This is a genomic window from Noviherbaspirillum massiliense JC206, assembly GCF_000312045.1.
GTDB lineage: Bacteria > Pseudomonadota > Gammaproteobacteria > Burkholderiales > Burkholderiaceae_D > Noviherbaspirillum > Noviherbaspirillum massiliense.
Map to the genome: position 1 here is coordinate 999,929 of NZ_HE978634.1, position 26,910 is coordinate 1,026,838.

The 26,910-nt window shown below is 61.1% G+C and carries 29 protein-coding genes, 1 tRNA gene and 1 riboswitch; of the genes, 12 read left to right on the forward strand and 18 right to left on the reverse strand.

The window, feature by feature from the left end; genetic code table 11:
- Positions 1-5 precede the first annotated feature (5 nt).
- The 7 genes from HGHM_RS05050 to HGHM_RS05085 all read left to right on the forward strand — a co-directional run bounded on the left by HGHM_RS05050 (position 6) and on the right by HGHM_RS05085 (position 7,101).
- The gene (locus HGHM_RS05050; protein ID WP_019140424.1) at positions 6-311 is read left to right on the forward strand and encodes a PQ-loop repeat-containing protein; all 306 of its coding nucleotides are present in this window, start codon (positions 6-8) and stop codon (positions 309-311) included.
- Between the two features lie 205 nt (positions 312-516).
- Entirely contained in the window at positions 517-2,238 is a 1,722-nt protein-coding gene (locus HGHM_RS05055; protein WP_026075715.1) for a carbamoyltransferase family protein, read from the forward strand.
- Entirely contained in the window at positions 2,235-3,353 is a 1,119-nt protein-coding gene (locus tag HGHM_RS05060; RefSeq protein ID WP_019140426.1) for a glycosyltransferase family 9 protein, read from the forward strand. The genes HGHM_RS05055 and HGHM_RS05060 overlap by 4 nt, the downstream gene beginning before the upstream one ends.
- Positions 3,350-4,345, forward strand: a complete 996-nt coding sequence (locus tag HGHM_RS05065; protein ID WP_019140427.1) for a UDP-glucuronic acid decarboxylase family protein — start codon at positions 3,350-3,352, stop codon at positions 4,343-4,345. The genes HGHM_RS05060 and HGHM_RS05065 overlap by 4 nt, the downstream gene beginning before the upstream one ends.
- 73 nt (positions 4,346-4,418) lie before the next feature.
- Positions 4,419-4,631 carry a hypothetical protein gene (locus HGHM_RS05070; RefSeq protein WP_019140428.1) on the forward strand — a complete coding sequence of 71 codons (213 nt, stop codon included), beginning with the start codon at positions 4,419-4,421 and terminating at the stop codon, positions 4,629-4,631.
- Between the two features lie 543 nt (positions 4,632-5,174).
- Positions 5,175-5,849 carry a dienelactone hydrolase family protein gene (locus HGHM_RS05080; protein WP_245549157.1) on the forward strand — a complete coding sequence of 225 codons (675 nt, stop codon included), beginning with the start codon at positions 5,175-5,177 and terminating at the stop codon, positions 5,847-5,849.
- A gap of 88 nt (positions 5,850-5,937) precedes the next feature.
- Entirely contained in the window at positions 5,938-7,101 is a 1,164-nt protein-coding gene (locus tag HGHM_RS05085; protein WP_161603771.1) for an SRPBCC family protein, read from the forward strand.
- On the opposite strand, the gene HGHM_RS05090 is transcribed toward HGHM_RS05085, so the two are convergent.
- From HGHM_RS05090 to HGHM_RS05105, 4 genes are read right to left on the reverse strand one after another with little or no spacing between them, the layout of a single operon-like run.
- The gene (locus HGHM_RS05090; protein ID WP_020693819.1) at positions 7,072-7,827 is read right to left on the reverse strand and encodes an N-formylglutamate amidohydrolase; all 756 of its coding nucleotides are present in this window, start codon (positions 7,825-7,827) and stop codon (positions 7,072-7,074) included. The two genes, HGHM_RS05085 and HGHM_RS05090, sit on opposite strands and share 30 nt — an antisense overlap.
- 12 nt (positions 7,828-7,839) lie before the next feature.
- Complete coding sequence (locus tag HGHM_RS05095; RefSeq protein ID WP_019140433.1) at positions 7,840-9,084, reverse strand: carboxylate-amine ligase; 1,245 nt, start codon at positions 9,082-9,084, stop codon at positions 7,840-7,842.
- Positions 9,081-10,589: a RimK family protein gene (locus tag HGHM_RS05100; RefSeq protein WP_019140434.1), complete on the reverse strand. Its 1,509-nt coding sequence runs from the start codon at positions 10,587-10,589 to the stop codon at positions 9,081-9,083. Before HGHM_RS05100 ends, HGHM_RS05095 begins: the two co-directional genes overlap by 4 nt.
- The gene (locus HGHM_RS05105) at positions 10,586-11,320 is read right to left on the reverse strand and encodes a hypothetical protein (RefSeq protein ID WP_019140435.1); all 735 of its coding nucleotides are present in this window, start codon (positions 11,318-11,320) and stop codon (positions 10,586-10,588) included. Before HGHM_RS05105 ends, HGHM_RS05100 begins: the two co-directional genes overlap by 4 nt.
- 299 nt (positions 11,321-11,619) lie before the next feature.
- Here HGHM_RS05105 and HGHM_RS22195 point away from each other — a divergent pair, with 299 nt between their 5' ends.
- Both HGHM_RS22195 and HGHM_RS20710 read left to right on the forward strand, forming a co-directional pair.
- Positions 11,620-12,117, forward strand: a complete 498-nt coding sequence (locus HGHM_RS22195) for a hypothetical protein (RefSeq protein ID WP_019140436.1) — start codon at positions 11,620-11,622, stop codon at positions 12,115-12,117.
- Between the two features lie 29 nt (positions 12,118-12,146).
- A complete protein-coding gene (locus HGHM_RS20710) occupies positions 12,147-12,647 on the forward strand; it encodes a DUF2231 domain-containing protein (RefSeq protein ID WP_034348411.1) in 501 nt (166 codons plus the stop codon).
- A gap of 89 nt (positions 12,648-12,736) precedes the next feature.
- Here the strand turns inward: HGHM_RS20710 and HGHM_RS22580 are convergent, their stop codons facing one another.
- The 10 genes from HGHM_RS22580 to HGHM_RS22585 form a co-directional block, all read right to left on the reverse strand.
- Positions 12,737-12,874, reverse strand: coding sequence for an entericidin A/B family lipoprotein (locus tag HGHM_RS22580; protein ID WP_019140438.1), 138 nt, complete (start codon positions 12,872-12,874; stop codon positions 12,737-12,739).
- 86 nt (positions 12,875-12,960) lie between these two features.
- The gene (locus HGHM_RS05125; RefSeq protein WP_019140439.1) at positions 12,961-13,341 is read right to left on the reverse strand and encodes a hypothetical protein; all 381 of its coding nucleotides are present in this window, start codon (positions 13,339-13,341) and stop codon (positions 12,961-12,963) included.
- The gene (locus HGHM_RS05130; RefSeq protein WP_081583534.1) at positions 13,338-13,721 is read right to left on the reverse strand and encodes a phage holin family protein; all 384 of its coding nucleotides are present in this window, start codon (positions 13,719-13,721) and stop codon (positions 13,338-13,340) included. Before HGHM_RS05130 ends, HGHM_RS05125 begins: the two co-directional genes overlap by 4 nt.
- A 36-nt stretch (positions 13,722-13,757) precedes the next feature.
- On the reverse strand, positions 13,758-14,159 hold the full coding sequence (locus HGHM_RS20715) for a DUF883 family protein (RefSeq protein WP_019140441.1): 402 nt from the start codon (positions 14,157-14,159) through the stop codon (positions 13,758-13,760).
- 730 nt (positions 14,160-14,889) lie between these two features.
- On the reverse strand, positions 14,890-15,840 hold the full coding sequence (gene dmeF, locus HGHM_RS05145) for a CDF family Co(II)/Ni(II) efflux transporter DmeF (protein WP_026075717.1): 951 nt from the start codon (positions 15,838-15,840) through the stop codon (positions 14,890-14,892).
- A gap of 29 nt (positions 15,841-15,869) precedes the next feature.
- Positions 15,870-16,445 carry a TMEM165/GDT1 family protein gene (locus tag HGHM_RS05150; RefSeq protein ID WP_026075718.1) on the reverse strand — a complete coding sequence of 192 codons (576 nt, stop codon included), beginning with the start codon at positions 16,443-16,445 and terminating at the stop codon, positions 15,870-15,872.
- A gap of 7 nt (positions 16,446-16,452) precedes the next feature.
- Positions 16,453-16,628: riboswitch (yybP-ykoY riboswitch) on the reverse strand.
- Positions 16,629-16,770: 142 nt separating this feature from the next.
- Positions 16,771-17,031 (reverse strand): hypothetical protein, encoded by a 261-nt coding sequence (locus HGHM_RS05160; protein ID WP_019140445.1) that lies wholly within the window; start codon positions 17,029-17,031, stop codon positions 16,771-16,773.
- A gap of 112 nt (positions 17,032-17,143) precedes the next feature.
- Positions 17,144-17,869: an SOS response-associated peptidase gene (locus HGHM_RS05165; RefSeq protein ID WP_245549158.1), complete on the reverse strand. Its 726-nt coding sequence runs from the start codon at positions 17,867-17,869 to the stop codon at positions 17,144-17,146.
- Positions 17,870-18,375: 506 nt separating this feature from the next.
- Positions 18,376-18,594, reverse strand: a complete 219-nt coding sequence (locus HGHM_RS05170; RefSeq protein WP_019140447.1) for a hypothetical protein — start codon at positions 18,592-18,594, stop codon at positions 18,376-18,378.
- 241 nt (positions 18,595-18,835) lie between these two features.
- On the reverse strand, positions 18,836-19,084 hold the full coding sequence (locus tag HGHM_RS22585; RefSeq protein WP_075111689.1) for a hypothetical protein: 249 nt from the start codon (positions 19,082-19,084) through the stop codon (positions 18,836-18,838).
- Between the two features lie 421 nt (positions 19,085-19,505).
- On the opposite strand from HGHM_RS22585, the gene HGHM_RS20720 reads away from it, so the two are divergent.
- Both HGHM_RS20720 and HGHM_RS20725 read left to right on the forward strand, forming a co-directional pair.
- Positions 19,506-20,357: a metal-dependent hydrolase gene (locus HGHM_RS20720; RefSeq protein WP_019140448.1), complete on the forward strand. Its 852-nt coding sequence runs from the start codon at positions 19,506-19,508 to the stop codon at positions 20,355-20,357.
- On the forward strand, positions 20,354-21,241 hold the full coding sequence (locus HGHM_RS20725) for a DUF1571 domain-containing protein (protein WP_019140449.1): 888 nt from the start codon (positions 20,354-20,356) through the stop codon (positions 21,239-21,241). Before HGHM_RS20720 ends, HGHM_RS20725 begins: the two co-directional genes overlap by 4 nt.
- A 155-nt stretch (positions 21,242-21,396) precedes the next feature.
- Here the strand turns inward: HGHM_RS20725 and HGHM_RS05185 are convergent.
- The 4 genes from HGHM_RS05185 to HGHM_RS05200 all read right to left on the reverse strand — a co-directional run bounded on the left by HGHM_RS05185 (position 21,397) and on the right by HGHM_RS05200 (position 24,642).
- Positions 21,397-21,472 (reverse strand) — tRNA-His (locus HGHM_RS05185).
- 81 nt (positions 21,473-21,553) lie between these two features.
- A complete protein-coding gene (gene murI / locus HGHM_RS05190) occupies positions 21,554-22,462 on the reverse strand; it encodes a glutamate racemase (protein WP_019140450.1) in 909 nt (302 codons plus the stop codon).
- Positions 22,463-22,464: 2 nt separating this feature from the next.
- Complete coding sequence (locus tag HGHM_RS05195) at positions 22,465-24,003, reverse strand: fumarate hydratase (protein WP_019140451.1); 1,539 nt, start codon at positions 24,001-24,003, stop codon at positions 22,465-22,467.
- A gap of 12 nt (positions 24,004-24,015) precedes the next feature.
- Positions 24,016-24,642, reverse strand: a complete 627-nt coding sequence (locus tag HGHM_RS05200) for a YqhA family protein (protein WP_019140452.1) — start codon at positions 24,640-24,642, stop codon at positions 24,016-24,018.
- Positions 24,643-24,931: 289 nt separating this feature from the next.
- Here HGHM_RS05200 and acs point away from each other — a divergent pair.
- Positions 24,932-26,910, forward strand: a 1,979-nt coding sequence (gene acs, locus HGHM_RS20730) for an acetate--CoA ligase (protein ID WP_019140453.1), incomplete at its 3' end; no start/stop codon positions are given.

Below are 26,910 nucleotides of genomic sequence, written 5' to 3' on the forward strand. Positions count from 1 at the left end.
TATTGATGTTCACCGAATTGATCGGCTGGATCAGCACCTTCATCCTCATACTGACGATATCGCGCCAAGTCTATACCCAATGGCGCACGAAGAGCATTGCCGGCGTATCGAAGTGGCTCTTCGTCGGCCAGCTCGCCGCCTCCACCGGTTTCGTCATCTACAGCGCGCTGCTGGAGAACTGGGTCTTCGTGCTGTCGAACGTCTTTCTGCTGCTGACCGCACTCGTCGGCCAGTGCATTTACATCCGCAACAAGCGCCGTGCCGAAAGACAAGCGGCGCAGAAGGACGCCGCGCCTTCCATGCAGAAATAGCAGACGCGGCACGACGCACGGCTTTACTTATTTACAGCATTCTGTATTTCTTACCCGGCAAATCCTGCATGGGTTGACGCGCCGGATTGGTGGTAGCAAGCGTTATCAGCCTTTCCATGTCAATTGGGAAAGCAGGTACGTGAATTGCATAAAGATTGCGAACACGTAATGCATTCCCATTACCACCCTCTCTGGAGAGAAGCCTGTGTACACGCTAGGAATCAATGCTGCTTATCACGACTGTTCCGCGAGCCTGGTGCAGGACGGCACGGTCATCGCCGCAGCGGAAGAAGAACGTTTCACCCGCGTCAAGCACGGCAAGCGGCCGGTGCCGTTCAGCACCTGGCAATTGCCTTTCCATGCCATCGACTACTGCCTGAAGGAAGCCGGCATCGCCCTGAAGGATGTAGACCATGTCGCTTATTCCTACCTGCCCTCGCTGCTGCTTGGAAAATACGACGGCAACGCCACCATCACCCTGCCGCTCGAACCCTCGTCCCATGCGACGAAGGAATGGCTGTCGCCCTGGGATCCGCTGTTCCTGTCATCCATCGTGAACGCGCCGCGCCAGCTGGCGAGCGGCGCGCCGCATCATCTGAAGAAGCGCTTTCGCGATGTGCGCTTCGACGGCCCCTTTGAATGGCATTTCGTCGAGCATCACCTCGCGCACGAGGCAAGTGCTTTCCTGGCCGCGCCCTACGAGGAATGCGCCGTGCTGTCGATGGACGGACGCGGGGAGAAGGCGACCACCAGCTACGGCATTTACCAGGACCGGCGCTACAAGCGCATCAAGCAGGTCAACCTGCCGCATTCGCTCGGCCTGCTGTATGAAGCGGTCACCGATTACCTCGGTTTCCTGCATTCCTCTGACGAATACAAGGTGATGGCTCTGGCTTCCTTCGGCAAGCCCATTTACGCGGACCGCTTCCGCGAGATCCTGCGCTACAACGGCGACGGCGAATATGAAGTGCGCCCGGCCAATTGGGTGGAATTGTTCGGCCCCGGGCGCGAGCGCGGCGACCCGTTTACCGAAGACCACATGAATATTGCCTCCTCCCTGCAATGCGTGCTGGAAGAGCGGGTGCTGCAGATGGTGCAATGGCTGCATGAGCAGACCGGCATGGAAAACCTTGCGATGGCCGGCGGCGTGGCGCTGAACTGCGTGATGAACGCCAGGGTGCGCGACCAGGGGCCGTTCAGGAGCGTGTGGGTGCAGCCGGCGGCAGGCGATTCCGGCACTTCGCTCGGCGCCGCGCTCTGGATCGATTCGAACGTCCGCGGGACCAGCAAGCGTCACTGGCAGATGGACCACGCCTTCCTCGGACCGGCATACGACGACGATGAAATCGAGCAATTCCTGAAGCAGTCAAAGCTGTCCTATCGCCGCATGCAGGACCGCTCCGCCGAAGTGGCCGAGCTGCTGATGAAGAACAAGGTGATCGGCTGGTTCCAGGGCCGCATGGAATTCGGGCCGCGCGCATTGGGCGCGCGCTCCATCCTCGCTTCGCCGCTGGACGCCGCCATGCAGGGCTTGCTGAACCAGATCAAGGACCGCGAGGATTTCCGTCCGGTGGCGCCGGTGGTGCTGGAAGAGGAAGCGGCCAACTGGTTCGTCAACGGCGCGGTCTCGCCCTTCATGGTGTTCGTCTACGATGTGCGGCCGGACAAGGCGGACCGTATTCCCGCGGTAAGGCATGTCGACGGCACCGCGCGCATCCAGACCATCAACCGCGCGCAGAATGCGCCGTACTATGACCTGCTGCACGCTTTCCATCAGCGCAGCGGCGTGCCGGTATTGATCAATACCTCCTTCAATACCCGCGGCGAGCCGGTGGTGTGTACTCCGCGCGATGCGGTGGAGTCCTATCTCACCACGCCGCTGGATGCGCTCGCCATCGGCTCCTTTCTCCTGGAAAAGCAGCCATGATGCGCGGCCAGCCAGGCTTTGCAATCGTGCCGCGCACGGATTCTGCCAGGCGTCCGGTCGACTGGTCCGCCTGCGGGAGGATCGCGGTTTTCCGTGCTCTGCAGCTGGGCGACATGCTGTGCGCCGTGCCGGCGCTGCGTGCCTTGCGCACAGCCGCCCCGCAAGCGCACATCACCCTTATCGGCCTGCCATGGGCCGACAGCTTCGTGCGCCGCTTTGCGCGTTACGTGGATGAGTTGCTGCCGTATCCCGGGTTCCCGGGCATGCCGGAGCGCCAGCCGGATCTTGCCGCCATGCCGGCCTTCCTTGCGGCTGCGCAGGAGCGCAACTTCGATCTGGCAATCCAGTTGCATGGCAGCGGTGTACTCAGCAACCCGGCGATGATGATGCTCGGCGCAAAACGCCATGCCGGCTTTTACCAGCCGGGACAGTTCTGCCCGGACCCGCACAGCTTCATGCCCTGGCCGGAGCAGGAGCACGAGATCTGGCGCTACCTGCGGCTGATGGAGTTTCTCGGCGTGCCCCTGCAGGGCGATGCGATGGAATTCCCCCTGTCCGACGAGGATCACAGGGACTTGCAAGCCAGCCAGCCGGACCTGCCGGCGCCCGGCAGCTATGTCTGCATTCATCCGGGCGCGCGCCTGTCCTCGCGCCGCTGGATGCCGCAGCGCTTTGCCGAAGTGGCCGATGCGCTGGCAGCCGACGGCATGCGCATCGTGGTGACCGGGTCGGAAGACGAGCGTGCCATCACCCAGGCGGTGCTGCACAGCATGCGTTCCCCGGCGCTGGACCTGACCGGCAAGACCAGCCTCGGCGCGCTTGCAGCGCTGGTGGCACAGGCGCGTCTGGTCGTATGCAACGACACCGGCATTTCCCATATCGCCGCTGCCGTTGCCACGCCGAGCGTGATCGTCTCCTGCGGTTCCGATACCCGCCGCTGGGCACCGCTGGACCGGCAGCGCCACCGCGTGATCAGTTCGATGGTGAGCTGCCGCCCCTGCATGCATACGGCATGTCCTGTGGGACACGACTGTGCGCACAACATTGCGGCGCCCATGGTGACGGCGGCAGCGCGCAATATTCTGAGCAACAACAATCAGGGACTACGCTCATGAAAGAACTCGACCGCAAACGCATCCTCGTGACCGGCGGCGCCGGTTTCCTCGGTTCCCACTTGTGCGATTACCTGCTTGCGCAGGGGCATGACGTATTGTGTGTCGATAACTTCTATACCGGAACCAAGCGCAATATTGCCCACCTGCTCGGGCATCCGCGCTTCGAGCTGTTGCGCCATGACGTAACCTTTCCGCTCTACGTGGAAGTAGACGAGATCTACAACCTCGCCTGTCCGGCATCGCCCGTGCATTACCAGAACGACCCGGTGCAGACCACCAAGACCAGCGTGCATGGCGCGATCAACATGCTCGGCCTTGCCAAGAGGTTGAAGGCGCGCATCTTCCAGGCATCGACCAGTGAAGTCTACGGCGACCCGCAGGTGCATCCGCAAACCGAAAACTATTGGGGCCATGTCAATCCGATCGGCGTGCGCTCCTGCTACGATGAAGGCAAGCGCTGCGCGGAGACGCTGTTCATGGATTACCGGCGCCAGCACAACCTGCGGGTGAAGATCGCCCGCATTTTCAATACGTATGGTCCGCGCATGCATCCCAACGATGGCCGGGTGGTGTCCAACTTCATCATGCAGGCGCTTTCCAACCAGCCGCTGACGATCTATGGCGACGGCTCGCAAACCCGCTCGTTCTGCTATGTCGATGACCTGATCCAGGGCTTCGACCTGCTGATGAACAGTCAGGACAGCGTCGCCGGACCGGTCAATCTCGGCAATCCGGTGGAGCACACCATGCTGGAGCTGGCGGACAAAATCATTACGCTCAGCAAGTCGCGCTCCACCATTGTGTTCAAACCCTTGCCGAGCGACGATCCCGCACGGCGCCGGCCCGACATCGCACTGGCGCGGACGGTGCTCGGCTGGGAACCGAAGGTGAAGCTGGCCGACGGACTGGAGCGGACGATCGAGTACTTCCGGCAAATACAGTCTGACGTTGGTACAAATCAGGGCGCGTCAGCGCGCGCGGCATTAATCTAGTCCTGAATGAGAACAGCGCCTATCCTGAACAACAGGCATAGCGGAAAACCCAGCCCATCACGGAAACGCAATCATGAATCGCCATCGGATCCGGCAATCGCTGCCTGGCTTGCAGCCAGTGCTGCCGGCAGTGCTGCTTGCGTTGTTATGCGCCTGCGGCAAGCAATCAGACCTGCCGACGCCGCCACACTCGCCGCCGAAGCCGGTCACTTATGAGCCGCAGGCACCTGCCGGGGACGCGGACCGGCAATCGATGCCGGCATCGACGCTGATGCGTTTCATGTAATTCCTACCGAGACGCATATAAAAATATGCAGTCCTTCTCGGCGCTTCGGATGCGCGATCCGGGGTGACCGCCCGGCCACCATCTGGCGAGTATCGGTGGAGCGGCTGCTTCATAGAAGCAGATGCGGATGCACATCGCCGCCGATGCGGCCTGCAATCGGCCGCGCTTCCTGCAAGCGGCTTCGCGCAGCAAACCCGCTTCGTTGGCATGCTGCCCGAGGCAGGCACCTTCTCGAAAGAGGAAGGAAGGCTTCGGATGCGTGGCATGGAGCTTGCATCGCAAAGCGAAGCATTGCTTTTCAAATATTTGCATGATGGTCGATGGTTTTTCCGCTTTCGGCAGCCGGGTTGGAATGAATGCGGCTGCTGCTGTTGCAGCCAGCCTGGAATGGCGTTCCGGTTATGGCTGCAGTACTGATCTCTCTCCTATGGATGAAGCAAGCCGATGGTGCTGCGTGCAGCAGCGCGAGGTGCCGTTTTTACCCGGCCGGACCGGACGGGGCAATTGCCGGGGCTACACGGCATACCGGATTCGGGGAGAGGCATGATGTGCCAGCAGATGCAGACCGAGCGGGTCAGGATACGGGCCGAATCGATTGAGCTGGAAGGGACTCTGCGTCTTCCGGAGGTGCGGGCTGGCGTGGTCCTGTTTGCGCATGGCGGCGCCGGCAACCGCCTGAGCCCTTCAAACGATTATGTCGGCAGCATATTGCGTGCGGCCCGTTTTGCGACCCTCTGGGTAGACTTGCTGGCGCCGCATGAAATGCGCAATCTCCATACGCGCTTCGATGTCCCGCTGCTGACCAAACGCCTCGATGCCGCCTGCGACTGGCTGCGCCAGCAGGAAGAAACGCGCGATCTTCCCCTGGGCCTGTTCGGCGCGGGCCATGCTTCAGCGGCGGCGCTCCAATCCGCAGCTTCGCGCGGCAGCGAGATCGCGGGCATCGTCTCGCGCGGTGGACGTCCGGATCTTGCAGGCCAGCATGCCCTGGCGCGGATCGCCGCGCCGACGCTCCTGATCGTCGGCGGGTTGGATGAAGCCGTGATCCAGATGAATCGCACCGCCTACGCTTCGCTGCGCTGCAAGAAGCGCTTCGAGATCATCCCGGGCGCCACGCACCTGTTCGAAGAGCCCGGCAATCTCGAAGTGGTGGCAAGGCTTGCGCGCAGCTGGTTCCAGTCGCACTTCCATACAAGGGCGAGCTCCCTGTATGCCTGAAAGGCAAGTGGATTGCCGGCCATCCTTGCGGCTGCGGATGAAGCAGGACTCGGAATGCATGGAGCTTGCCGGTAAAGAAGGATTTCCGATGAAAAACCGGACAGAGTCCGGGAAGGGGTGGATTGCATTGATAGGCAGCGCCGCGCTTGGTGCGGCGGCCATGTATCTCTACGGCTCGCAGCGCGACGCGCAGCGTCCGGAGGGCAAGGGTGACAAGAAGAACATGAAAAACAAGGCAGCTCATGCGGCAGATAGCGCCGTACGCGATGTGGGCCAGCGCTGGCAGGGTTTGCGCGCGAGGCTGGGCAGGATGCTCCAGGCCGGACAGAGAATGGACGACGTGGCACTCGAAGAACGGGTGCGGGCGGCGGCCAGGCATTGCCTTGCCGACCCATCCGCGCTCGCGGTCAATGCGGCCCAGGGCTGCGTGACGCTGGACGGACAAGTGCCCGAGAGCGAAAGACTGAAACTGCTGGCTAACGTGGGCACGCTGCAGGGCGTAAGCAGGATAGATGACCGGCTGGAAAGATCCGGTGCCGAACCGGCTGCGGACGGGCCTCGGGAAGGGGATGGTCAGGCGCACGACGTTGCGGAAGAAGCCCAGTGGGTGCCGGCAGTGCGTACTGCGACCGCCTTGGGCGCGGGCACGCTTGGCGCCTACGGTGTGATGCGGCGCAGCCCGGGCAGCATCGCCATGGCCGTCATTCTGGGCATACTGGCGCGCAATGCGGCGGACCAGAGCGTAAAGGCGGGCAATGACGATGCCCGGCCGGATACCCTCGTTGTCGAAGCGGATGAGGATATCCATGCCGCGCCCCAGACAGTGTTTGAACTCTGGAGCCGCTGCGAGAATTTTCCCTTCTTCCTGCCGCAACTGGAGCAGGTCAGGGATCTCGGCGAAGGCCGATCGCACTGGATGATCAAGGGCGCGGATGGTACCCGGCTGGAATGGCAGGCAATGCTGACCGAGTGCCAAGCGCCCACGATCCTCGGCTGGAAGAGCGAACCCGGCTCGCCGCTCGAGCATGCCGGACTGGTTCGCTTCGAACCGAACGGCGGCATCACGCATGTCGTGCTGAAGATGGCCTATGCTTGCCCGCCGGGCGAGCCGCAGCATCGTCTTGCCGCCATCCTTGGATACGAACCCCAGGTGCGGCTGAGAGAAGCCATGGTGCACATGAAAGCGTTCATCGAAAAGAGCCTCGCGCCGCCGAGCACCGCATCATCGCCGGCCCGCGACCTGTTGCGATGAGCGCGCAGCAGTGCGGCCTGCCCGGCCCGCTGCCTCCAGCAATCCGCCTATCACCGCCTGGCGCAGGCGGCGCCATTCGGCGGCCGGCGCGAGTGCATGCTTCTGGTTGATTTCCAGCTCCAGCCCGACGTAGCGCCCGGCGGGAAAACGCCTTCTCAGCGCAGTCGTCATGCCATCGGCCGTGCCGGCATAGGGATAATTCATGCGCACCTTCAGGGCGGGCGAGGCGTGGCGGATAGCCTCGCGCCAGCGCCGGCTCAGCTCGACTTCGCCGGGGCGCGCCGGATCGTAGAGCAGTCCGACGTCGGCATTGCGCGGCGTGCCGTCGAGTTCCGGGGTGAATGAATGGCTGGAGATGTGGATCACCCGGGCGCCAGTGGCGATGGCGCGTTCGATCGCCGCTGCGGCTTCCTCGCGGTAGGGCAGGTAGTGGTCCTCAAGGATCTGCCCGCGCAGCGCGGGAGGTGCATTGCGCGTCATCTCGGAGTAAAGCCGCGGATGACCTTGCGAGCGGTTCAGGTCGATGAGCAGGCGCGTCACGGTAGAGGCGAGCAGCGGTGCACCCAAGGCAGCGGCCAGTTCGCGCGCCATCTGCAATGCGCCGGCATCGAAGCCGCGATGGCTCCACAGGACCGCGTCCTGCCCGCGAAAGAGATCAAGGTAGGGCAGCGGCACCCGGTTGCCGCCGTGTTCACAAGTGATCAGAAAAAAATTCCGCTCCGCCAAGCTGCCCCCTTGTCAGCTCAGGAACATCTGCCCGTTACGCAGGCAGTCGCACAGCTGGCGGAAAATCCCGGCCAGCTGCATCTTCGACACCTGCCTGCCGGCGGCGCGCAGCATGCGGCGGCCGAGCGGGCCGTGCTGCAGCATGATATGCAAGGGTTCCTTCCACATCGATGCCAGGTCGGGCCCCTGCTGCGCAACGCGTTCGATCAGATGCCGCCACAATTCCAGCGCGGTACAGCTGCGGCCAGGAAAGCGGCACAGGCGCAGGTAATCCGTATCCGTGATCAGGGCCTGGTCGGCATCGCGGATGCAATCATGCAATATGGCGGCGAGCGCTTCGGTAGGGATGGCCTGCTGCTCGCGCAAGGCGGGACCGGCATGGTAGAAATCCTTCACTGTCGCGACGGTGGCGGCTGCAACTGCAAGGTCGGCGCGTACGCATTCCTGGGTATCGATGACGCGGATTTCGATCGCATTCCGGTCGAAGCGGGCGATGGCGCCGCGGGAATTGAGCCATTCATGGCGCAGCACGCCTTCCGGATCGAAGGGCGCGACGTCCGCGTACATGGGCGCGAGGATGCATTCCTCGTATTCGGCGTGGCTGGAAACCGTTTCCGGAATCACCATGCCGGCGATCGACGGCACCCGGTCGGAATTGCTGCAATACACCTGCATGCGGTAATCGAGGCAACCGGTGGCCTCGCCATCGGCGAAGGGCGAGCTGGCCGCCAGTGCGGGCAGGATGGGCAGCACCAGCCGGATGGCGGCATGCAGGCGCGCGAATTCCCCATCGTCGGCAAACGGCAGGTTGATGTGCATGCTTTGCAGATTCGACCAGCCATGGCTCCTGCTGTCGAAGATCCGGTCGTACGCGCGATAGATGGCTTCGTTCTGATGCGGCCAGAGCCGGGTTTCCGTCACCGGGTCCATCCAGGGATGCATGGCGGAGGGCATCAGGCGTGCGCCCATGGATTCCAGCAGGCGGTTGATCGCGCCGATCTCATGCTGGAAGGCTTCCGGCAGCGTGGACAACGCCGTCGCCGGGCGCTGGTTCTTCACTTCGATCACATGCAGCACGAATTCATTCGACCAGCCGAGCATGCCACGGTCCACTTCCGCACTCGGCGCACAGGCACCCATCTCGAGCAGGCGGTCGGCTACCGGCAGAACCGACAGGCTTTCCCGGTCGACGATCATGTATTCCAGTTCGATGCCGACGCCCTTGAACGCGGAAAGCTGCGGAGGCTCGTCGCTCATGGCTTGCCGGTCCCCCTGTTGAGGCCCACTGCGGCATTGACCGAGGTATTGCCCTTGCGCGCGTCGATGCGCTTGCGGAACACGCCCATGATTTCCCGGTAAAGCGCGTCGCCCAGTACCGAGTCTTCATTGCCGGCATCGACGTTCGGGTTGTCGTTGATTTCGATGACGTAGCAGTGGCCGCCGGATTGCTTGAGGTCGACGCCGTAGAAGCCGTCGCCGATGAGGTTGGCTGCCTGCAGCGCGATCTTCACCACCTCGTCCGGCGCTTCTCCCACCGACAGGGTTTCGACCATGCCTTCGGAAGCGGTTTCCTGGGCATGGTGGTTGATGATTTGCCAGTGGCCGGGCGCCATGTAGTACTTGCAGACGAACAGCGGGCGGCGGTCGAGCACCGCGATGCGCCAGTCGAACTCGGTAGGCAGGTATTCCTGTGCGAGGATCAGTTCGGATTCGCGCAGCAATTCCTCCACCTTCGCATGCAGCTGCGCTTCCGATTCGATCTTCACCACTCCCAGGGAAAACGCGCCGTCCGGCTGTTTCAGGATGCAGGGCAGGCCGAGCGTGGGCAGGATCTGGTCGATGTTGTGTCTGTGTACCACCAGGGCTTTCGGGATCGGGATGTGATGGCGTGCGAGCAGTTCGGATAGGAAGATCTTGTTGGTGCAGCGCAGGATCGAATCCGGATCGTCGATCACCACCATGCCCGCTGCCGCTGCCTGCCGTGACAGCTGGTAAGTGTAGTGGTTCACATTGGTGGTGTCGCGCATGAACAGTGCGTCGAATTCGGTCAGGCGGCGCGCTTCCCGGGGCGAAAGAATCTCGGCATGCATTCCCAGCACTTCCGCGGCTTCGCGGAACTTGCGCAACGCCGCCCTGTTGGAAGGCGACTCGGACCGATGCGGGTCGTGGAGGATGGCGAGCGTCGGCATGGCCGGGTCCAGATTCCTCGTGCGCAGCTTCTGCTCCTTGAGGCAGTGGATCGCCGCCTCGCGGATGAAGGCATGGTGCTGCAGCGGGACCTCGCCGGCATTGCCCGCATGGATGCTGCACAGCCGCCACAAGTCGTTGACCCGTTCGAAGCGCGCATGCAGGATCGGCGCCTGCAGCAGGGCGAACAATTGCTCGCACAGGTGTGCATAGCGTCCCTGGACTTCATGCCCGAAGTAGATGTCGAGTTCGGTGAAATCGTCGGCGGTGCGGGAAAAGGAGCATTCGATCAGGTTGCCGAGCTTTTCACTCAGGTCGGCGACGAGGTGTTCCGACTGCAGGTCCTTCATCTGTTCCAGGCCCGGCATCGGATGGTGGCCGCGCGCCTCGGCGAGCAGGGATACGTAATAGCCGTGGCTCTGGTAGCGGTAGGACTTGCACAGATTGAAGACTTTGGTTGCGCTTATATCGCCATAGGCGGGGTCCATCAGATAGGTTTCTGCAGGAAGAAGGGTGACTCCCGGGATGTCGAAGGGCCAATCCTGCTGCTGACTCACGACAAAGAGAACGTTCATGGCACTTCCTGTTTTAACCGCCCGGGCGGGTGAATGATCAAGAGGTTTGCATCATGGGTGACGATGCCGAGCAGCACGGCCCCCACCACACGCTCGGCGCTCAGCCAGTATTCCTGGTTGCTTGCATAAGGATTCGACTGGTACGGGTCGACCACCAGCAGGCGGCGCCGTACGCGGTCATAGCCGCCGATCACGACGAAATGCCCGGAGGGCAGGCCGCGGATGTCGTCCGGCTCGTCGTTCGGGCCGTATTCGCGCGGCACGCGGTAGAGGTAGGTGGAGCTCAGGCCGGTGATGATCGGCACCCGGCGCCGCAGCATGCCGTGGAGCAGGCCTCGCGACAGATCCAGCAGGCGCAGGCGGCCGCCGAGCTTGAGGAATTCGAGATAGCCGGTGGTGGCGTGCTGCAGGCGGTAATCCATCTTGTGTTCGCGCTGGCGCTGCAGGCGGTCGGCGATGTCCACGTCTTTCCGCGTGAACCAGGTGGGGTCGAACACGTTGAGGTTGTAGGTATAGATGGTGGCCTGGTAACCCTTGCGCAGGGCGTCGCAGGCGAGGTAGACCGCGAAGGTGCCGCCATGCTCGAGCTTGCCGGTGCGCTCGATCACCTGGCCGAGCGGCTCGGTATCGCCCCAGTAGCCATATACCGAATGCAGGCAGGTCGGGCCGCAGGTGGTCTCGTCCGGCTGCGGCAGGATCTTGACGGGCAGTCTGAGAGTTTCGGTAATCACTTGTCTGATTCAGGGTGCAGCCAGCGGCATCGTTTTCCTGAGAGGAAAGGCGGCTTGCCCAACAACTCCTGTATGCGTTCACCGCATACGCCTAGCATTTTCGGTGCCATGTGATCCGGCCGAACGATGCCTTTTAAGGACTGGCCTGACTGATAAAAGTTTCCACCAGTTGCTTTTCCGCTCCCATGAAATTTTGCCGCTTGCAAGGGAGGAATGGTTTTTCGACAGGCATGGATGATGCATGACAGGCGCTGCCGGCATGAGGATGAACATGTTCAGGAAGGCCGGCGGGGCGCTACATGAAACCGAAGGATTCATTTGCAAAAGCATTGCTGCCATGGCTGGGCGCCGGAGCCATGCTCGTACCGGGCTGGGTAGACGCGCAGGCATCAACCGACGCGGTCCGCCCGCAGGAAAAAACCCAGAACGGGCTCGCCTATGCATGCGGCGGCATCGGTGCGGAAGAAGCTGCCTACATGAAGCGGCAGGCACGCGACTATGACCTGATGCTGAGCTTCGTCGCCCGCGACGGCAGCTATCTTGCCGATGTGGGGGTGGAGATCAAGGACGCGCGCGGCAACACGGTGTTCCAGACCCGCTGCGATGCACCGATTCTGCTGGTCGACCTGCCGCGGAACGGCACGTATGAAGTCCATGCGGAGGCGGGCGAATACCGTATCGACCGGAGCGCGACAGTAACGGTGAAGCAGAGGGGAAGAGCTCACCTTGCATTGGTCTGGCCGCAAGCGCCGGGAGGCGGCGGAGCGGCAAGCAGTTCGGGCAGCAGCGGTCGCTGAACTTTCAACATTCGATCACTGGAGGACACATGGAAACACCGGCAAGCATAAGAAAACATCCGCTTCATCCAATGTTGATTGCCTTTCCCATCGGGCTCTGGATCTTCTCTCTCATCTGCGATGGTCTGGGACTGCTGCTGGCGGACGCGAGCTTCGCCATCGTCGCCTTTTATACTTTGATCGGCGGACTGGCCGGTGCCATCATTGCCGCCGTTCCCGGGATGGTTGACCTGCTGAGCCTGATGCATACCCGGGTCAAGGGCATCGCACTGGCGCACATGAGCATCAATATTGCGGTCGTCATCCTGTATGCAGTGAACCTTGGCTTGCGCCTGCCAAGCATTTCGGCGCCGCCCCTGAGTGCCGTCGCGCTGTCGCTGGCGGGCGTGGTCCTGCTCGGGATATCCGGATGGCTGGGAGCGGAAATGGTGCATGTGCACGGGGTGGGCGTATCCGGCGTGCCGCTCGCTGAAGACGCTTCGGCTAAAGCATCTGCCCCGCAGGGCAGCGCCAGGCGCCCCTTGGGTTGAGGGCGCACTTCAGTACAGACATGCGGAAAATGAAAAATGCAGGGCGGCCCCGCGAGAGCCGGCCCTGCATTTTTCAGACACTACAGGGATTACTTGTTTCTGTCGGCGGCGCCCTGAACCTTTTCGCCTCCGCGCTCGACATCCTTGCCAAAGCCATGCATGGTGTTGCATGCGCTGAGGCCGATCGAGAACATCAGGACAGCCAGGAGAGAGATGGTTTTTTTCATGATATTTCCTTTCAGGTTAACGGATAAGACGTCGTTACTCTCAAAAAACAGCAATGATCGTGCCAGAGGCTTGCGTAAGGCTTGCGCTAGTGCGGATTGCGCGGGCCGCCGCGTTGCATGACATCAGTGATCATCGATATGACACTGGTGAGCATTGCAATGTTCGCTTGATTGCGTACCGTCAAATTTGTGATCGTCGTGCCGCTGCGTGCCACGCCGCGCGCAATGCGCCGTGGTCCGATCGCGACCAGCGCGGCGACTGCCACTGCGCAGGCAATCGGATGCTGGGTCAGCAGGCGCATCGCCCCGCTGCGCGGAGCCCAGCGCAGCACGCTCGAGTACGCCTGATGCGTGCCGTCCGCGTTCAGATCGGGTTCATCCGTGAGCATGCGCCTGTAGTTCTCACGCGTGGCCTGCATGCGCGTGAGGATGGCCTGCCTTTCTTCTTCCAGCGAGTGACCGCTCATAGGCTCTCCTTGATGATGTCGAGGTCGCGTTGCAACTCATGCCGCAGCATGGTGGACATCGGCGGCGAGCGGAAATGCTTCAGGCTCAGATTGAGGCAGACTCCGGCGATGACCGCGTACAGGATGACCACGGCCCAGGCCGCAAGCGCGCGGTAGGGGGAGTCCCAGAAGCTCACGATCACGGCAAGCCCGAAGAAGATCGTCACGAGGAAGGTGAAAAACAAGGCCACCACGGCGCTTGCGACCCGGATCGCCATGTCGCGGCTCTTGATTTTCGCCTCCACTCGAACCAGGTCGAGGTAATCCCCGACCCGGTCGAGCGTGATGAGGTAAAGCTGCTTGGATTTGTGAAGAGCAGAGAACATCGTTGCGCTTTTCATGGCAGGTTCACAGGATCGGCTAAGGCGCGATGGCGCTTAGCGGCGCTTGAACAGCATTCCGAGCAGCAGTCCTGCGCCCATTGCAACGGCAACCGATTGCATCGGGCGATCCTTGACGTACTCGGTGGTGGTTTCCATGCTGCGGTTGAACTGCTGGCTCGCCTGATTGGCGATGCCCCTGGCTGCATAGCGCATTGAACTGAATTTCGCCATCATCTGGCTGTGGGCCTGGCTCAGCTCTTCATCCGACATGTTGGAGGCACGATTGACCAGCGAGTCGAGGTCGTCTTTCAGGTTGGAGAGCTCTGAGCGCAGTGTCGAGCTGACGCGCTGCGCGGCGCCCTTCGTGTCCTGCATGGTTGTCCTGGCGGCGCTCGCGGTGCTGGAGGCCGTGTCGGATCCATTCGGGGATTGAGGTGCGGAATAATTGGTTTCCATGAATCGCTCCTTGTGAAATGTTGATTGTTGAGACTGCTTCAGGGAAAGGAAAGACGGCTGGACCTTGCCTCCGATGCTTCCCCGGCCTTTGCACTGAAACGAAAAGCAGCCCGATAACAAACGTATGGATGCGACAGGAAGGAACTCTGCTGCCGTGCGGCAGGACATGACGCAGCACGCTTGCTTTCGGGCTTACGCCGACATCCTCAGCAAAGGATGTGCCACGTCACGGCTGGACGAAAAACCTGTTCGTCAGTGCGAAGATGGCCGCTTTCACGAGAAGGAAAATTCTTTTTTGTATGGTTTGCATGTAAGTTTTCCAATCGCGCGCGGGTTTTCACCATTGGAGGCGCGTCCCCGTTTCTGCCGCTTTGTATCCTGTGATCAAGGGAGGGTGGTGCAGCGGAAAGGAAATGCGGGAAAAAGCGCGTTCTAACCTGCGGCTTCAGCGGCAAATACTGCCCGAATGTTCTGAGCGGTAAATCATGCGGGCGATGCGAATTGCCTTGGCGCCAGATACAGGCGGTAAGTTTTGCAATGCCGGAAGACATGCTGTAGCGAGTACAGCTTATGCCGATAGTCTTGCAAAAGATTCAAAACCTGATGGATGTTTTACATGAGCCGGAAATCGCGCAGCCGGACATGGCTGCGCGATTTCCAGTCAGCAGGAAGGGAGATGAATCGGCTTTGCCCATGAAAAGGGCAAAGCCTGCCCTGGCCGACTCGGGCGTCAGGCATTCTCGCAGCACTGCTGGATCTCGATCGTGGTATGGACGATTTCCTCGTGCACGGCCAGCTGCCCGCGTACTTTCGCGGGGGTGAGGTTGCGGTCATGCGTGACCAGGCTCAGCGCGCAGGAATAGGCGTGTTTCCCGACGCGCCAGACATGCAGGTCGGTAATACGGGTGTGGCCCGCGTCAGGACCTGATTCCACCGCTTCGCGGATCTCGTCGACCACCGGATGATCCATCTCGCGGTCGAGCAGCACCTTGCCGGTTTCGATGATGAGATTCTTCGACCAGATTGCCACCAGCACCGCGCCGACGATGCCCATGGCCGGATCCAGCCAGGACCAGCCGTAGAGCCAGCCGCCGGCCAGGGCAACGATGGCCAGGACGGAAGTGGCTGCGTCGGCGATCACATGGAGGTAGGCCGACTTCAGGTTCAAGTCGTGGTGGTGGTGATGATCATGATGGTGGCCGTGCGCTTCGTCGCCGTGGTGATGATGCGCGCCGCCGAGAATGATCGCGCACACGATGTTGACGACCAGTCCGATGACGGCGACGACCATCGCTTCCTGATAATGGATGGCTTGCGGCGACAGAATACGCTCGATCGAGCCCGCCACCATCATGGCCGCGATCCCCATCAGAAAAATCGCGCTGGCAAAGCCGCTCAGCACCTCGATCTTCCAGGTGCCGAAGGCAAAGCGGGGATCCTGGGCATAGCGGCGCGCGGCTGCATAGGCGAAGGCACTCAGGCCGATAGCGAAGGCATGCGAACTCATGTGCCAGCCGTCGGCCAGCAGGGCCATCGAATTGAACCACCAGCCGGCGCCGATTTCCACGACCATCATGACGAGGGTGATCCACATGACGGTGCGCGTGCTTTTCTCCGCCGCATGGCTGCCTGCGTCGAAGACATGGTCGTGCATCCAGTCGGAAAGCTTGTGAGTGTGCATGGATTGATCTCCGGTCATTCGTTGGATAGTCAGAACCCGAAGCGCTCACCGGCGCCGAGCAGGGTTGCAGAGCCGAGGACGGCGAAGATTGCCGCAGCGAGGACATGGACCAGCCGCACCGGCATCTTGTGCGCAATGCGTTCGCCGAGCAGCACGGCGGGAACGTTCGCAATCATCATGCCGAAGGTGGTGCCGGCTACCACCGGGAGGAAGGCATGGTATTGCGCCGCGAGCGCAACGGTGGCGACTTGCGTCTTGTCACCCATTTCGGCGAGGAAAAAGGCGACGAGGGTGGTGCCGAAAACCCCGAAGCGGGCCAGCTTCGCGTCCTCTTCGTCCAGCTTGTCGGGAATCAGGATCCATACCGCCATGGCGAGGAAGGACAGGCCGAGCACCCAGCGCAGCACCTGGGGCGACAGCAGGGAGGTGATGAAGGAGCCCACGGCGCCGGCCAGCCCGTGGTTGGCCAGTGTGGCGACCAGGATGCCCAGCACGATGGGCCAGGGCCTGCGGAATTTTGCGGCGAGGAGGAAGGCAAGGAGTTGTGTCTTGTCGCCGATTTCGGCGAAGGCAACGATGCCGGTAGATACGAGGAAGGCTTCCAATTGATTTGCTCCCGGGCCGGATGACAATCCAATGACCATGACGCCTCTCCGGCCGGAGCGAAGGCGCATGGTCAAAGGTCTTGCCAAGCTCGGGAACCGCTTGCGCCATGGCCGCAAGGCCAAGTATGTTGACGCAAGCCCCTTCGGCATGGCGAAGGGCGGCTACTCCCCAATGACGGGGCGCATTGTACAGGGGAAGGCGAACTGCGTCCACCGGGGGCGTGCAGCGCGGGAGGGAAATTGCAGTGAGGGCGGGAGGCGAACGGGCCCGGACGCTTGCGCGATCCGGGCCCGTCGGGAGGGCAGGTGCGGACTTTGATCCGGCTCAGTCGCGTCCGGCGATCTGGCGCAATTCAGTAGCCAGGCTCGGGCTCATCGATTCATAACGGGAAGCGAGGCGGTACAGCTTGGCGATGCTGGCAGCCCTTGTGCGTCCGTCCATTGCCGGTTTGGCCACGGCAACCTCGGATTTCGAGGGCTTGACGGCAAACAGTGCGGCTATGAAGGCGCGCGCGGCGTGCGCCAGGTTTTGGCCGTATGAAGAGGAGGAAACCTGCGGATAAGTGGCAAAACTGGAATTCGACATTTCATGCTCCTGAAGAAGTTCTTGTCCTTGCTTCTTAGTATGAATGCTCGCGGATATAAATCCAGTTTCGATTTTGAATGTCAGCCATTTATCTGATGAATGAGGCTCAGCTTCAGGCAGGTTCGATCAGATGGACCCCATCGTTGCCGACCCGGTTCACATCCCGGGTGACTTTGTACCATTCGAAGGCGTCCGGCGGCAGGGCAGTCGAGCGGGCCAGGTATTCCGCCTGTTCTGGCGGCAGTTCGTTATCCATCCACAGTGCAGCATCCTCGGGGCTGAACACCACCGGGCGCCTGTCGTGCACATCCACCATGCCGCCTTCTGCCGCGGCGGTGACGATGACAAAGCCGGTGTTTTCATCCGGCTCCTTGCCCGGCCGGTAGCTCGTGAGCGCCGCTAAAAACATCGGCTGGTCCGACCTCAGCCGGATGTACCAGGGTTGCTTGTGTCCCTTTTCTCCGGTCCATTCATACCAGCCATCCGCCGGCACGATAGCCCGGCCGGATTTCCAGTGGGGGCGGAAAAATGCGCCGCTTGCCGCTTTTTCTATGCGCGCATTGATTGCGAGCGGAAGGCCTTTCTCCGCTGCCCAGGAGGGGCGGTAGCCCCAGTGGACAAGGTCCATGTGTTCCCTGCCGTCGGCAAGCCGGTGCATCAGCCATGGAGAGGAGCTGGGAGGGACATTCCAGCTCGGGGAGCGTCTGCCCGCTTGTTCTCCTAAAGCGCTGGCGTCCCATCCCATCTCGGTCAGATAGGCTGTTGCTTTCCTGTGCTGGGTAATTCGGCCACACATGATGTTCCTCGCGAGTTCGGGAAAGGGCGGGGAATTGTCCATGCCTGCGATTGTTGCCTAAACAGGCTCCCGGCTCATCTTAGGCGCGAAATCCCGGCAATGGTTTAGAGACGGAACAAGGATCGCGCATCCGGGAGCATGGAAGGATGCATGCGCAGGGAAAGTGGGCCGCTTGCAGGAGCCTGAAAATGAAAAACCCGCTGGCGCGGGCTTTTCATTTTTCCGCCTGGACGGAACCGGGTCGGTTCGCAGCCATCCTGGCACGCGAAGCAATCCGGGCTGACTGCACAGATCTTAAATCTTTGCTACAAAAAAGGTTGCTGCGAATGTTGCAAATACCAGGGCGATATAAGCTGCCGCGCGTAACCACTCCATTTGGTGCTCTCCTCCGTTTTTCGACTGCCAACTTGCGCGATTATTGAAGAACCGCGAGGTAATGAGCGTACATGATTGCCGCCGCGCCGGCACATTTCATCTCTGAAATTTTTGTAACCAATGTTAATAACCAACAGTAGGCGCGGTTCCGGCAGCATGCGGGAGGATCCGTGCTACTCCGAGTACAGGTACAGCTCTTCCTCGACAACCTTGCCATCGGTTTTTTCGTATTTCACGATATAGGATGCGCCGCTGCGGGTCAGATCGACGATGCGCGAGACGGCGTCTGCCACGGTGAGTGACATGCTGGGGTCCGCTCCGTCCATTTGCTGGAACTGCAATTCGCCCTTTTCGATGAAGCAGCGAATTCCGTCTTTGGTGATTTCATTCATGAAAAGCCTCCTGTCGTCCACTCTCTTGTCGAGATGTTGTTGATTGCATTGGTGACGTGATAGCTGCGGTGGCGGATGCGGTCGTAAAGGCCGGACATCGGACCAGACATCGCTTGCCGAACCCTGCTTGAACCGGGCGATAGGTGGACGGCAACCGGGACTATCGAAGGTAGGATAATCCACTAAGTTTCTAAATTGCAAGATTTATGGAGGGGGCTCTGGTTTTTGCCCCGGAAACTGCCTAGTGCCGGTGGCCGCCCCAGCCGTGCCTGCCGCCACCCCAGAAGCCGAAATTCAGGCCGAATGAAATTGGAGGCTCTACGTAAACCGGAGCTGGCTGAACGTAGACCGGTGCCGGCTGGGCATAGACGGGAGCCGCTTGGTAATACGGTCCCTGGCTGTAGGCCGGTGGTGGACCGTACACTGCGCAACCACCGAGGAAAGATGATACGAGAAGCGACACTGCCAAAGGCTTGACTGCGAATTTCATGAACGGATTCCTTTCCACTTAAGTATAGGAAAGCTTGTCGCGGCCACCCGGACTATTACGCATCCTTACACTTCCCGGAGTAGCGACACAAAGGTCGCGCATATTCCTTTCATGCCGCTGCTTCATGCGCCTGCGCCAGCAAAAGTGCTGCAGACCGCCGCAGCGAAAGTGCGATGGCATCACGCAAGATGCCGGCTCCAGACACGGCTTCCCCTGGACGCGGCTTAATAGTGGTCAAGCTGTTAACTTTTATCAAACGAATTCCGGAGGGGAGCGGATATTCTGCATGCGGACAAATGCGCCCGAAAGGCGTTCGATGATTGCCGCCAGTGTCCCCGGCTGCCTTGCCCGGCGGGACCAATGAATATGGAGGAAGGGTGGAGCAGGAAGCTTCGAGTTCGGTCATGCCGGGAGGCGGCGTGTGAAGCCGCAGGATATGCCGCTGTTGCAGCCGCGTCGCCTGGAACAGGACTGGCCTGCCGATCTGCCGCGCTACTGGAACCGGGGCGAAGCCTTCCGCACTCACTACATGAATGCGCTCAGCATCCTGTTCCCGGACGGCGAGCAGCATTTCATCGATGCGGTACGTGCCTTCCGCGACCGTAACGACGATTCGCAACTGGAGCGCGACATTCGCGGCTTCATCGGGCAGGAAGGCTGGCATCGCCACGAACACGGTCGTTACAACCGCTGGCTCGACTCCATCGGCCTGCCAGCTGCGACACTGGAGGCACGCATCCGCCGCAACCTGGAGATGGCGAAGCAGGTCGCGCCGCAGATCGACTGGCTGGCGCAGACGGTCTGCCTCGAACACTTCACTGCCATCATGGCGCAGGCCTTGCTGAAGCACCCGGACTGGCTGGCCGAGATGCATCCGCATTTCCGCAAGGTATGGATCTGGCACGCGCTGGAAGAACTGGAGCACAAGGCGGTTGCATTCGATCTGTACGCCAAGGTGGGCGGCGGCTACCTGCGCCGGGTGTCGATCATGCTGCTGATGACAGTGTTTTTTCCATTCGACACGCTATGGAACCTGGTGGTGCTGCTGCGTCGCGACGGGCAACTGTTCAAGCCGCGCACCTGGTGGCATGGTTTCCGGTTTTTCTTCGGACGCGATCCCGGCCTGTTCTGGAAAATCCTGCCGGCTTACCTGCGATTTTTCAAACCCGGGTTTCACCCGTGGGATGAAGACGATCGCCAGCTAATCCGGCAAGGGATTGGCTGGCTGGAGCAACTGGGAGAGGTTTCCTACACGAGGGGGAGCAAACAATGAAAACAATCAAGGCAAGTTTCAGGCTGGCCATATTGGCCATGCTGATCAGCGCGGCCACTGCAGCCGCACAGGACGAACCGGCTCTTGGTTCCGCCGAAGAATTGCGAAACCGGCTCTCAGACATGAAGCCCGCCATGCAATGCGACTGGCTGTCCCAGGCGATGAGTCGGCAGCATCTGGTCAAGGCATCGGATGCGCAATTGCAGGCGATCCTGCAGTCGGTCGAGCCATCCACCCTGTTTTGCCCGGCCAGGCGCATGGTCGAGCAGACGCCCGAATATGAATTTCTCATGCTGCGGCGAGAGCGGGTGCGGGAAATGGACGATCTGCCCGATACGCCCGAACGAATGTTCGTGCGCCTGCGCCGCGAACCGCTGACGATTTATGCGCGCTGGGAGGAGGGCGGAACGCGGGCAGGGCAGGAAGTGTTGTACGACGCCGGCAAGGACAACCGGAAAATGCTCGCCCACGTCGGCGGCATGTTCGGCGTGGTATCGATGAATGTACCGATTGACGGCGCCTTGGCAAGGTCGCAGTCACGCCATACGGTGCGCGACCTCGGCATGGGCTTCATCCTGGCGCAGCTCGAATCGGACCTGGAAAAAGCACGCGCCCGCAACCTCTCCACCCGCCCCACCAGCGTGAAACTCGTGCGCGAAGGCGGCAAGCGCTATGCGGAAGTGGTGTACGACAACCCGGGCATGCCGACTTTCTACTCCAAGCAGACCCGCTTCTGGCTCGACCTGCGCGAGCCGATCATCCGCATGGTGGAAAGCCGCGACAACAATGGTGAAGTGTTCGAGCACATCGTGTTCGAATCGCTGGAGCGCAAGAAGTTGGCGCCGAATGCCTTCGATGCGAAGAATCCGGAATATCGGTTTTGATAGATTGCGCAGGGTCAGGGGGTGAATTGCTTGGTTAGGCCTCAGCCCCTTTTTTCGCTCGGCAGTCGAGGCGCAATGATGCCTACATGACGCCTACACGGCTCCGGAAAGCAAAAAGCCCAGTCCGAAGAACTGGGCTAAGTGCTTGAATTTTTTGGGGTGGCCGATGGGACTCGAACCCACGACGACAGGAATCACAATCCTGGACTCTACCAACTGAGCTACGGCCACCACTGAAACATTGCTCAATGCAACATCGAGCGAGCCGACGATTATACAAACTTCCCCGCAAACTGGCAAATATCTTGCTGCCTATGCGGCAACGGCAAGGCGGTGAATCTCGGGCTGCAAGTGGAGCAGCCTGGAAAACGCGCTGGCAAGCGCGGTTTCGCTGCCGGTCGTGAAAGCCTGGATTGATCCCGGATCTGTGGACCCGTTCAGCAGTTTGCGTTCGGTCAGCAGGCGCGTCAGTTGCCTTGCGACCGGCTCGCCAGTGTCGATGATGCTGACCGGGCGAGAGCTTATGCGCGTGGCAATCTCCTCGATCAACTGGCGCACAAAAGGATAGTGGGTGCAGCCGAGCACCAGGGTATCCGCGCCTTGTTCGAGCAAGGGCTCGACATAGCGTCGCACCAGCAATGTGGTTGCCGGCGACTGCAGTTCCCCCTTTTCGATCTGGTCGGCCAGCCCGCTGCACGCCTGCGCCAGGAAACGAACATTTGTCTCTGCGGAAAGCCGGTCGCGCAGGGCCGTGAATTTGCTGCTGGCGAGCGTGCCCCGGGTGGCAAGAACGCCAACCGTGCCTGTGCTGGTCAGGGTGGCGGCCGGCTTCAGGCCGGGCTCGACGCCGACGACAGTCAGGGCGGGATGACGTTCGCGGATGAACTTGATTGCGGCTGCGGTCGCGGTATTGCAGGCGACCACCAGGGCCTTGGCCCGGGACTGTACGAAGAAATCGGTGACCGCAAGCGAGCGGGCGATGATTGCGGATTCCGGCTTGTCGCCATACGGGGCAAAGCCGGAATCCGCGAAATACAGGAGTTCTTCACACGGCAACTGCGCGCGGATATGCCGCAGCACCGAGAGGCCGCCGATGCCGGAGTCGAAAATGCCGATGGGGGCAGAGCAGGAATTGCGGGGAATATCGTCCCGCGCCGGCGAAGCCGTGCAGGCCGGCAGGCCGGCGCCTGTGACCGTCACGACTTGCACATCATCAATCAAGATCAGACGGTCTTGACCGGGATCTTGCCGATGCTGCCGGAGACGATCTTTTCCTGCCATTCCTTCGGCCCGGTGTTGTGGACCGAGACGCCATTGCTATCGACTGCGACGGTGACCGGCATATCCTTGACTTCGAACTCATAGATCGCTTCCATGCCCAGGTCTTCGAAGCCGATCACTTTCGCTGCCTTGATCGCTTTCGACACCAGGTAGGCGGCGCCGCCGACGGCCATCAGGTAGGCCGACTTGTGCTTCTTGATCGACTCGATTGCAACCGGACCGCGCTCGGCCTTGCCGATCATCGAGATCAGGCCGGTTTTTTCCAGCATCATGTCGGTGAACTTGTCCATCCGGGTCGAGGTCGTCGGGCCGGCAGGGCCGACCACTTCATCGCGCACCGGGTCGACCGGGCCGACGTAGTAGATGACGCGGTTGGTGAAGTCCACCGGCAGCTTTTCGCCACGAGCCAGCATGTCCTGGATGCGCTTGTGGGCGGCATCGCGGCCGGTCAGCATCTTCCCGTTCAACAGCAGCGTCTGACCCGGCTTCCAGGAAGCGACTTCCTCGCGGGTCAGGGTGTTGAGGTCGACGCGCTTGGACTTTTCAGTGTCTGCAGTCCAGCTCACGTTCGGCCATTCGGACAGCGCAGGCGGCTCGATGTAGGCCGGGCCGGAGCCGTCGAGCACGAAGTGCGCATGGCGGGTCGCGGCGCAGTTCGGGATCATGGCGACCGGCTTGGATGCGGCATGGGTCGGATACATCCGGATCTTCACATCCAACACGGTGGTCAGGCCGCCGAGTCCCTGCGCGCCGATGCCGAGCGCATTCACCTTCTCATACAGCTCGAGGCGCAGTTCCTCGGTCTTGTTCTGCGGGCCGCGCTTGATGAGCTCGTACATGTCGATGTCTTCCATCAGCGATTCCTTCGCCATCAGCATCGCCTTTTCGGCTGTGCCGCCAATGCCGATGCCGAGCATGCCCGGCGGGCACCAGCCGGCGCCCATGGTCGGGACCGTCTTCAGCACCCAGTCGACGATGGAATCGGAGGGATTGAGCATCACGAACTTCGACTTGTTCTCGGAGCCGCCGCCTTTGGCCGCGACTTGCACATCCACCGTGTTGCCCGGCACCAGTTCCATGTGCACGACAGCCGGCGTGTTGTCCTTGGTGTTCTTGCGCTCGAACTGCGGATCGGCGACGACCGAGGCGCGCAGCTTGTTGTCCGGATGGTTGTAGCCGCGGCGCACGCCTTCATTCACGGCGTCGGCGATCGAGCCCTTGAAGCCTTCGAAGCGCACGTCCATGCCGATCTTCAGGAACACGTTGACGATGCCGGTGTCCTGGCAGAGCGGCCGCTTGCCTTCGGCGCACATGCGGGAGTTGGTCAGAATCTGGGCGATCGCATCCTTGGCCGCGGGGCTTTGTTCCACTTCATACGCGCGGGCCAGGTGCTGCAGGTAATCCTGCGGGTGATAGTAGGAGATGTACTGCAGTGCTGCGGCGATCGATTCGATCAGGTCTTCTTGCTTGATGGTAGTCATGATGGAGAGAGCTCAGTGTTCAACGGAATGCTTGGAATGATTGGGCTGGTCGCCCATGAGGCGGTCACACATGGCAATTGCCATTGCGGAAAGCAGGAAAACCACATGGATACCGGTTTGTGCCAGCAAAGTTTTCGCATCGTAGGCGCTGGCATTGATGAAAGTCTTCAGTAGATGGATGGACGAGATGCCGATGATTGCGGTGGCAAGCTTCACCTTCAGGACCGAGGCGTTCACATGCGACAGCCATTCCGGCTGGTCCGGATGGTTCTCGAGGTTCATGCGCGAAACGAAGGTTTCATAACCTCCCACGATTACCATGATCAGCAGGTTGGAAATCATGACCACGTCGATCAGTCCGAGAACGACCAGCATGATGGTGGATTCATTGAGCTTGGAAGGCTTGGCCACACCCTCGATGGCGACTGCGTCGAGGGTGTGCTGCAGGGCGCCCGCGTTCCCGAGAGCGGCGCCGATCAGGTCCACCAATTCAATCCAGAAATGATAGACATAGACGCATTGTGCCAGGATCAGTCCGAGGTATAACGGCAGTTGCAGCCATCGGCTCATGAAGATGAATGCGGGAAGCGGGCGGATCGGGCTTGCGGTCTTGCTCTGAGGTCTGTCGTTGAGATTCATCGGAACGTTCTCTGAGGAAATGCTGGGAAAACGCAAGCATTTTACACGCAGAGGGCACGTTCCTGCCCGCCCATTCCGCGCCGGCAGCAATGGCAGCCGCAATGACAAATCTCAATAGCACAAAGACAAGAGGCGTTATAACGAAGCCAGGAAGCGGGCGCATCCTTGCCGCCTGCCCGCTGCAGCACCGATTGAAACCGGCTTGGCCAGGAAAGCCTCTCTCTGTAAGGCTTGAGTAAGGCTGAAAGCTTATGTTTCTATCAAGCCAACGATAGAGCAGGAGACAACCATGGCAGATACAGACGCCCAGAAACAGGAAAACCGCATCTTCCCGCCGCCCCCGGACTTTGCCAGGAATGCCACCATTTCCGGCATGGACGCCTACAAGGCAATGTGTGCCGAGGCGGACCGCGACTATGAAGGCTTTTGGGCAAAGCTGGCAAAGGACAACCTCGCATGGCACAAGCCTTTCAGCAAGACCTTGAACGAGTCGAATGCCCCTTTCTATAAGTGGTTCGAGGACGGTCAGCTGAACGTTTCCTACAATTGCCTCGACCGCAATCTGGAAAATGGCAATGCCGACAAGACTGCCATCATTTTCGAGGCTGACGACGGCAAGGTCACCCGGGTCACTTACCGGGAATTGCATGAGCGTGTGTGCAAGCTGGCCAATGCCCTGAAATCGATCGGGATCAAGAAGGGCGACCGGGTCGTCATTTATATGCCGATGTCGGTCGAAGGCATCGCCGCGATGCAGGCCTGTGCGCGCATAGGCGCCACCCACTCGGTCGTGTTCGGCGGATTCTCCGCCAAGTCGCTGCAGGAGCGCATCATCGACGCTGGCGCGGTTGCGGTGATTACTGCTGACGAACAGGCCCGTGGCGGAAAGCATCTGCCGCTGAAGGCGATCGTCGACGAGGCGATCGGCATGGGCGGGTGTGACGCCGTTCGCAACGTCATCATCTACCGGCGCACTGGCGGCAATATCAACCTGGTCCGGGGGCGGGATGTATGGCTGCATGAACTGGTCGACAAGCAGCCGGCTTCGTGCGATCCGGAATGGGTCGAAGCCGAGCATCCGCTTTTCATCCTCTATACCTCGGGATCGACCGGCAAACCCAAGGGCGTGCAGCACTCTTCTGCAGGCTACCTGCTGTGGGCATTGCTGACGATGAAGTGGACCTTCGACATCAAGCCGCAGGATATTTTCTGGTGTACCGCCGACATCGGCTGGGTCACCGGCCACACCTACATCACCTATGGCCCGCTGGCAGCAGGTGCAACCCAGATCGTGTTCGAAGGCGTGCCGACCTACCCGAATGCCGGACGTTTCTGGGACATGATCCAGAAGCACAAGGCGACCATTTTCTACACTGCGCCCACCGCGATCCGCTCGCTCATCAAGGCTGCGGACGCCGATGCACAGGTGCATCCGAACCAATACGACCTGTCGAGCCTGCGCCTGCTCGGCTCGGTCGGCGAACCGATCAACCCCGAAGCATGGATGTGGTACTACCGGAATGTCGGGCGCGAGCGCTGCCCGGTCGTCGATACCTTCTGGCAGACCGAGACCGGCGGCCACATGATCACGCCGCTGCCGGGCGCGACCCCGCTGGTTCCCGGATCCTGCACCCTGCCGCTGCCGGGCATCATGGCTGCGGTGGTCGACGAAACCGGTCAGGCCCTGCCGAACGGGCAGGGCGGCATCCTGGTGGTCAAGCGGCCATGGCCGTCGATGATCCGTACCATCTGGGGCGATCCCGAACGCTTCAAGAAGAGCTACTTCCCGGAAGAGCTCGGAGGCAAGACCTATCTCGCGGGCGACGGTGCGGTACGCGACGAGAAGACCGGCTATTTCACGATCACCGGCCGCATCGACGACGTCCTGAACGTGTCCGGTCACCGGATGGGCACGATGGAAATCGAATCGGCCCTGGTTGCGAACGCCCTCGTTGCCGAAGCCGCGGTGGTTGGCAAGCCGGATGAAACCACGGGTGAAGCGATCTGCGCCTTCGTGGTGCTGAAGCGCGCGCGCCCGAGCGGCGACGAGGCCAGGCAGATCGCCAAGGAATTGCGCGACTGGGTGGCCAAGGAAATCGGCCCCATTGCCAAGCCCAAGGAAATCCGCTTCGGCGACAACTTGCCGAAGACTCGCTCGGGCAAGATCATGCGCCGGCTGTTGCGCGTGCTCGCCAAGGGCGAGGAAATCACGCAGGATGTCTCCACCCTGGAGAATCCGGCGATCCTCGAGCAGCTCAAGCAGTCCCA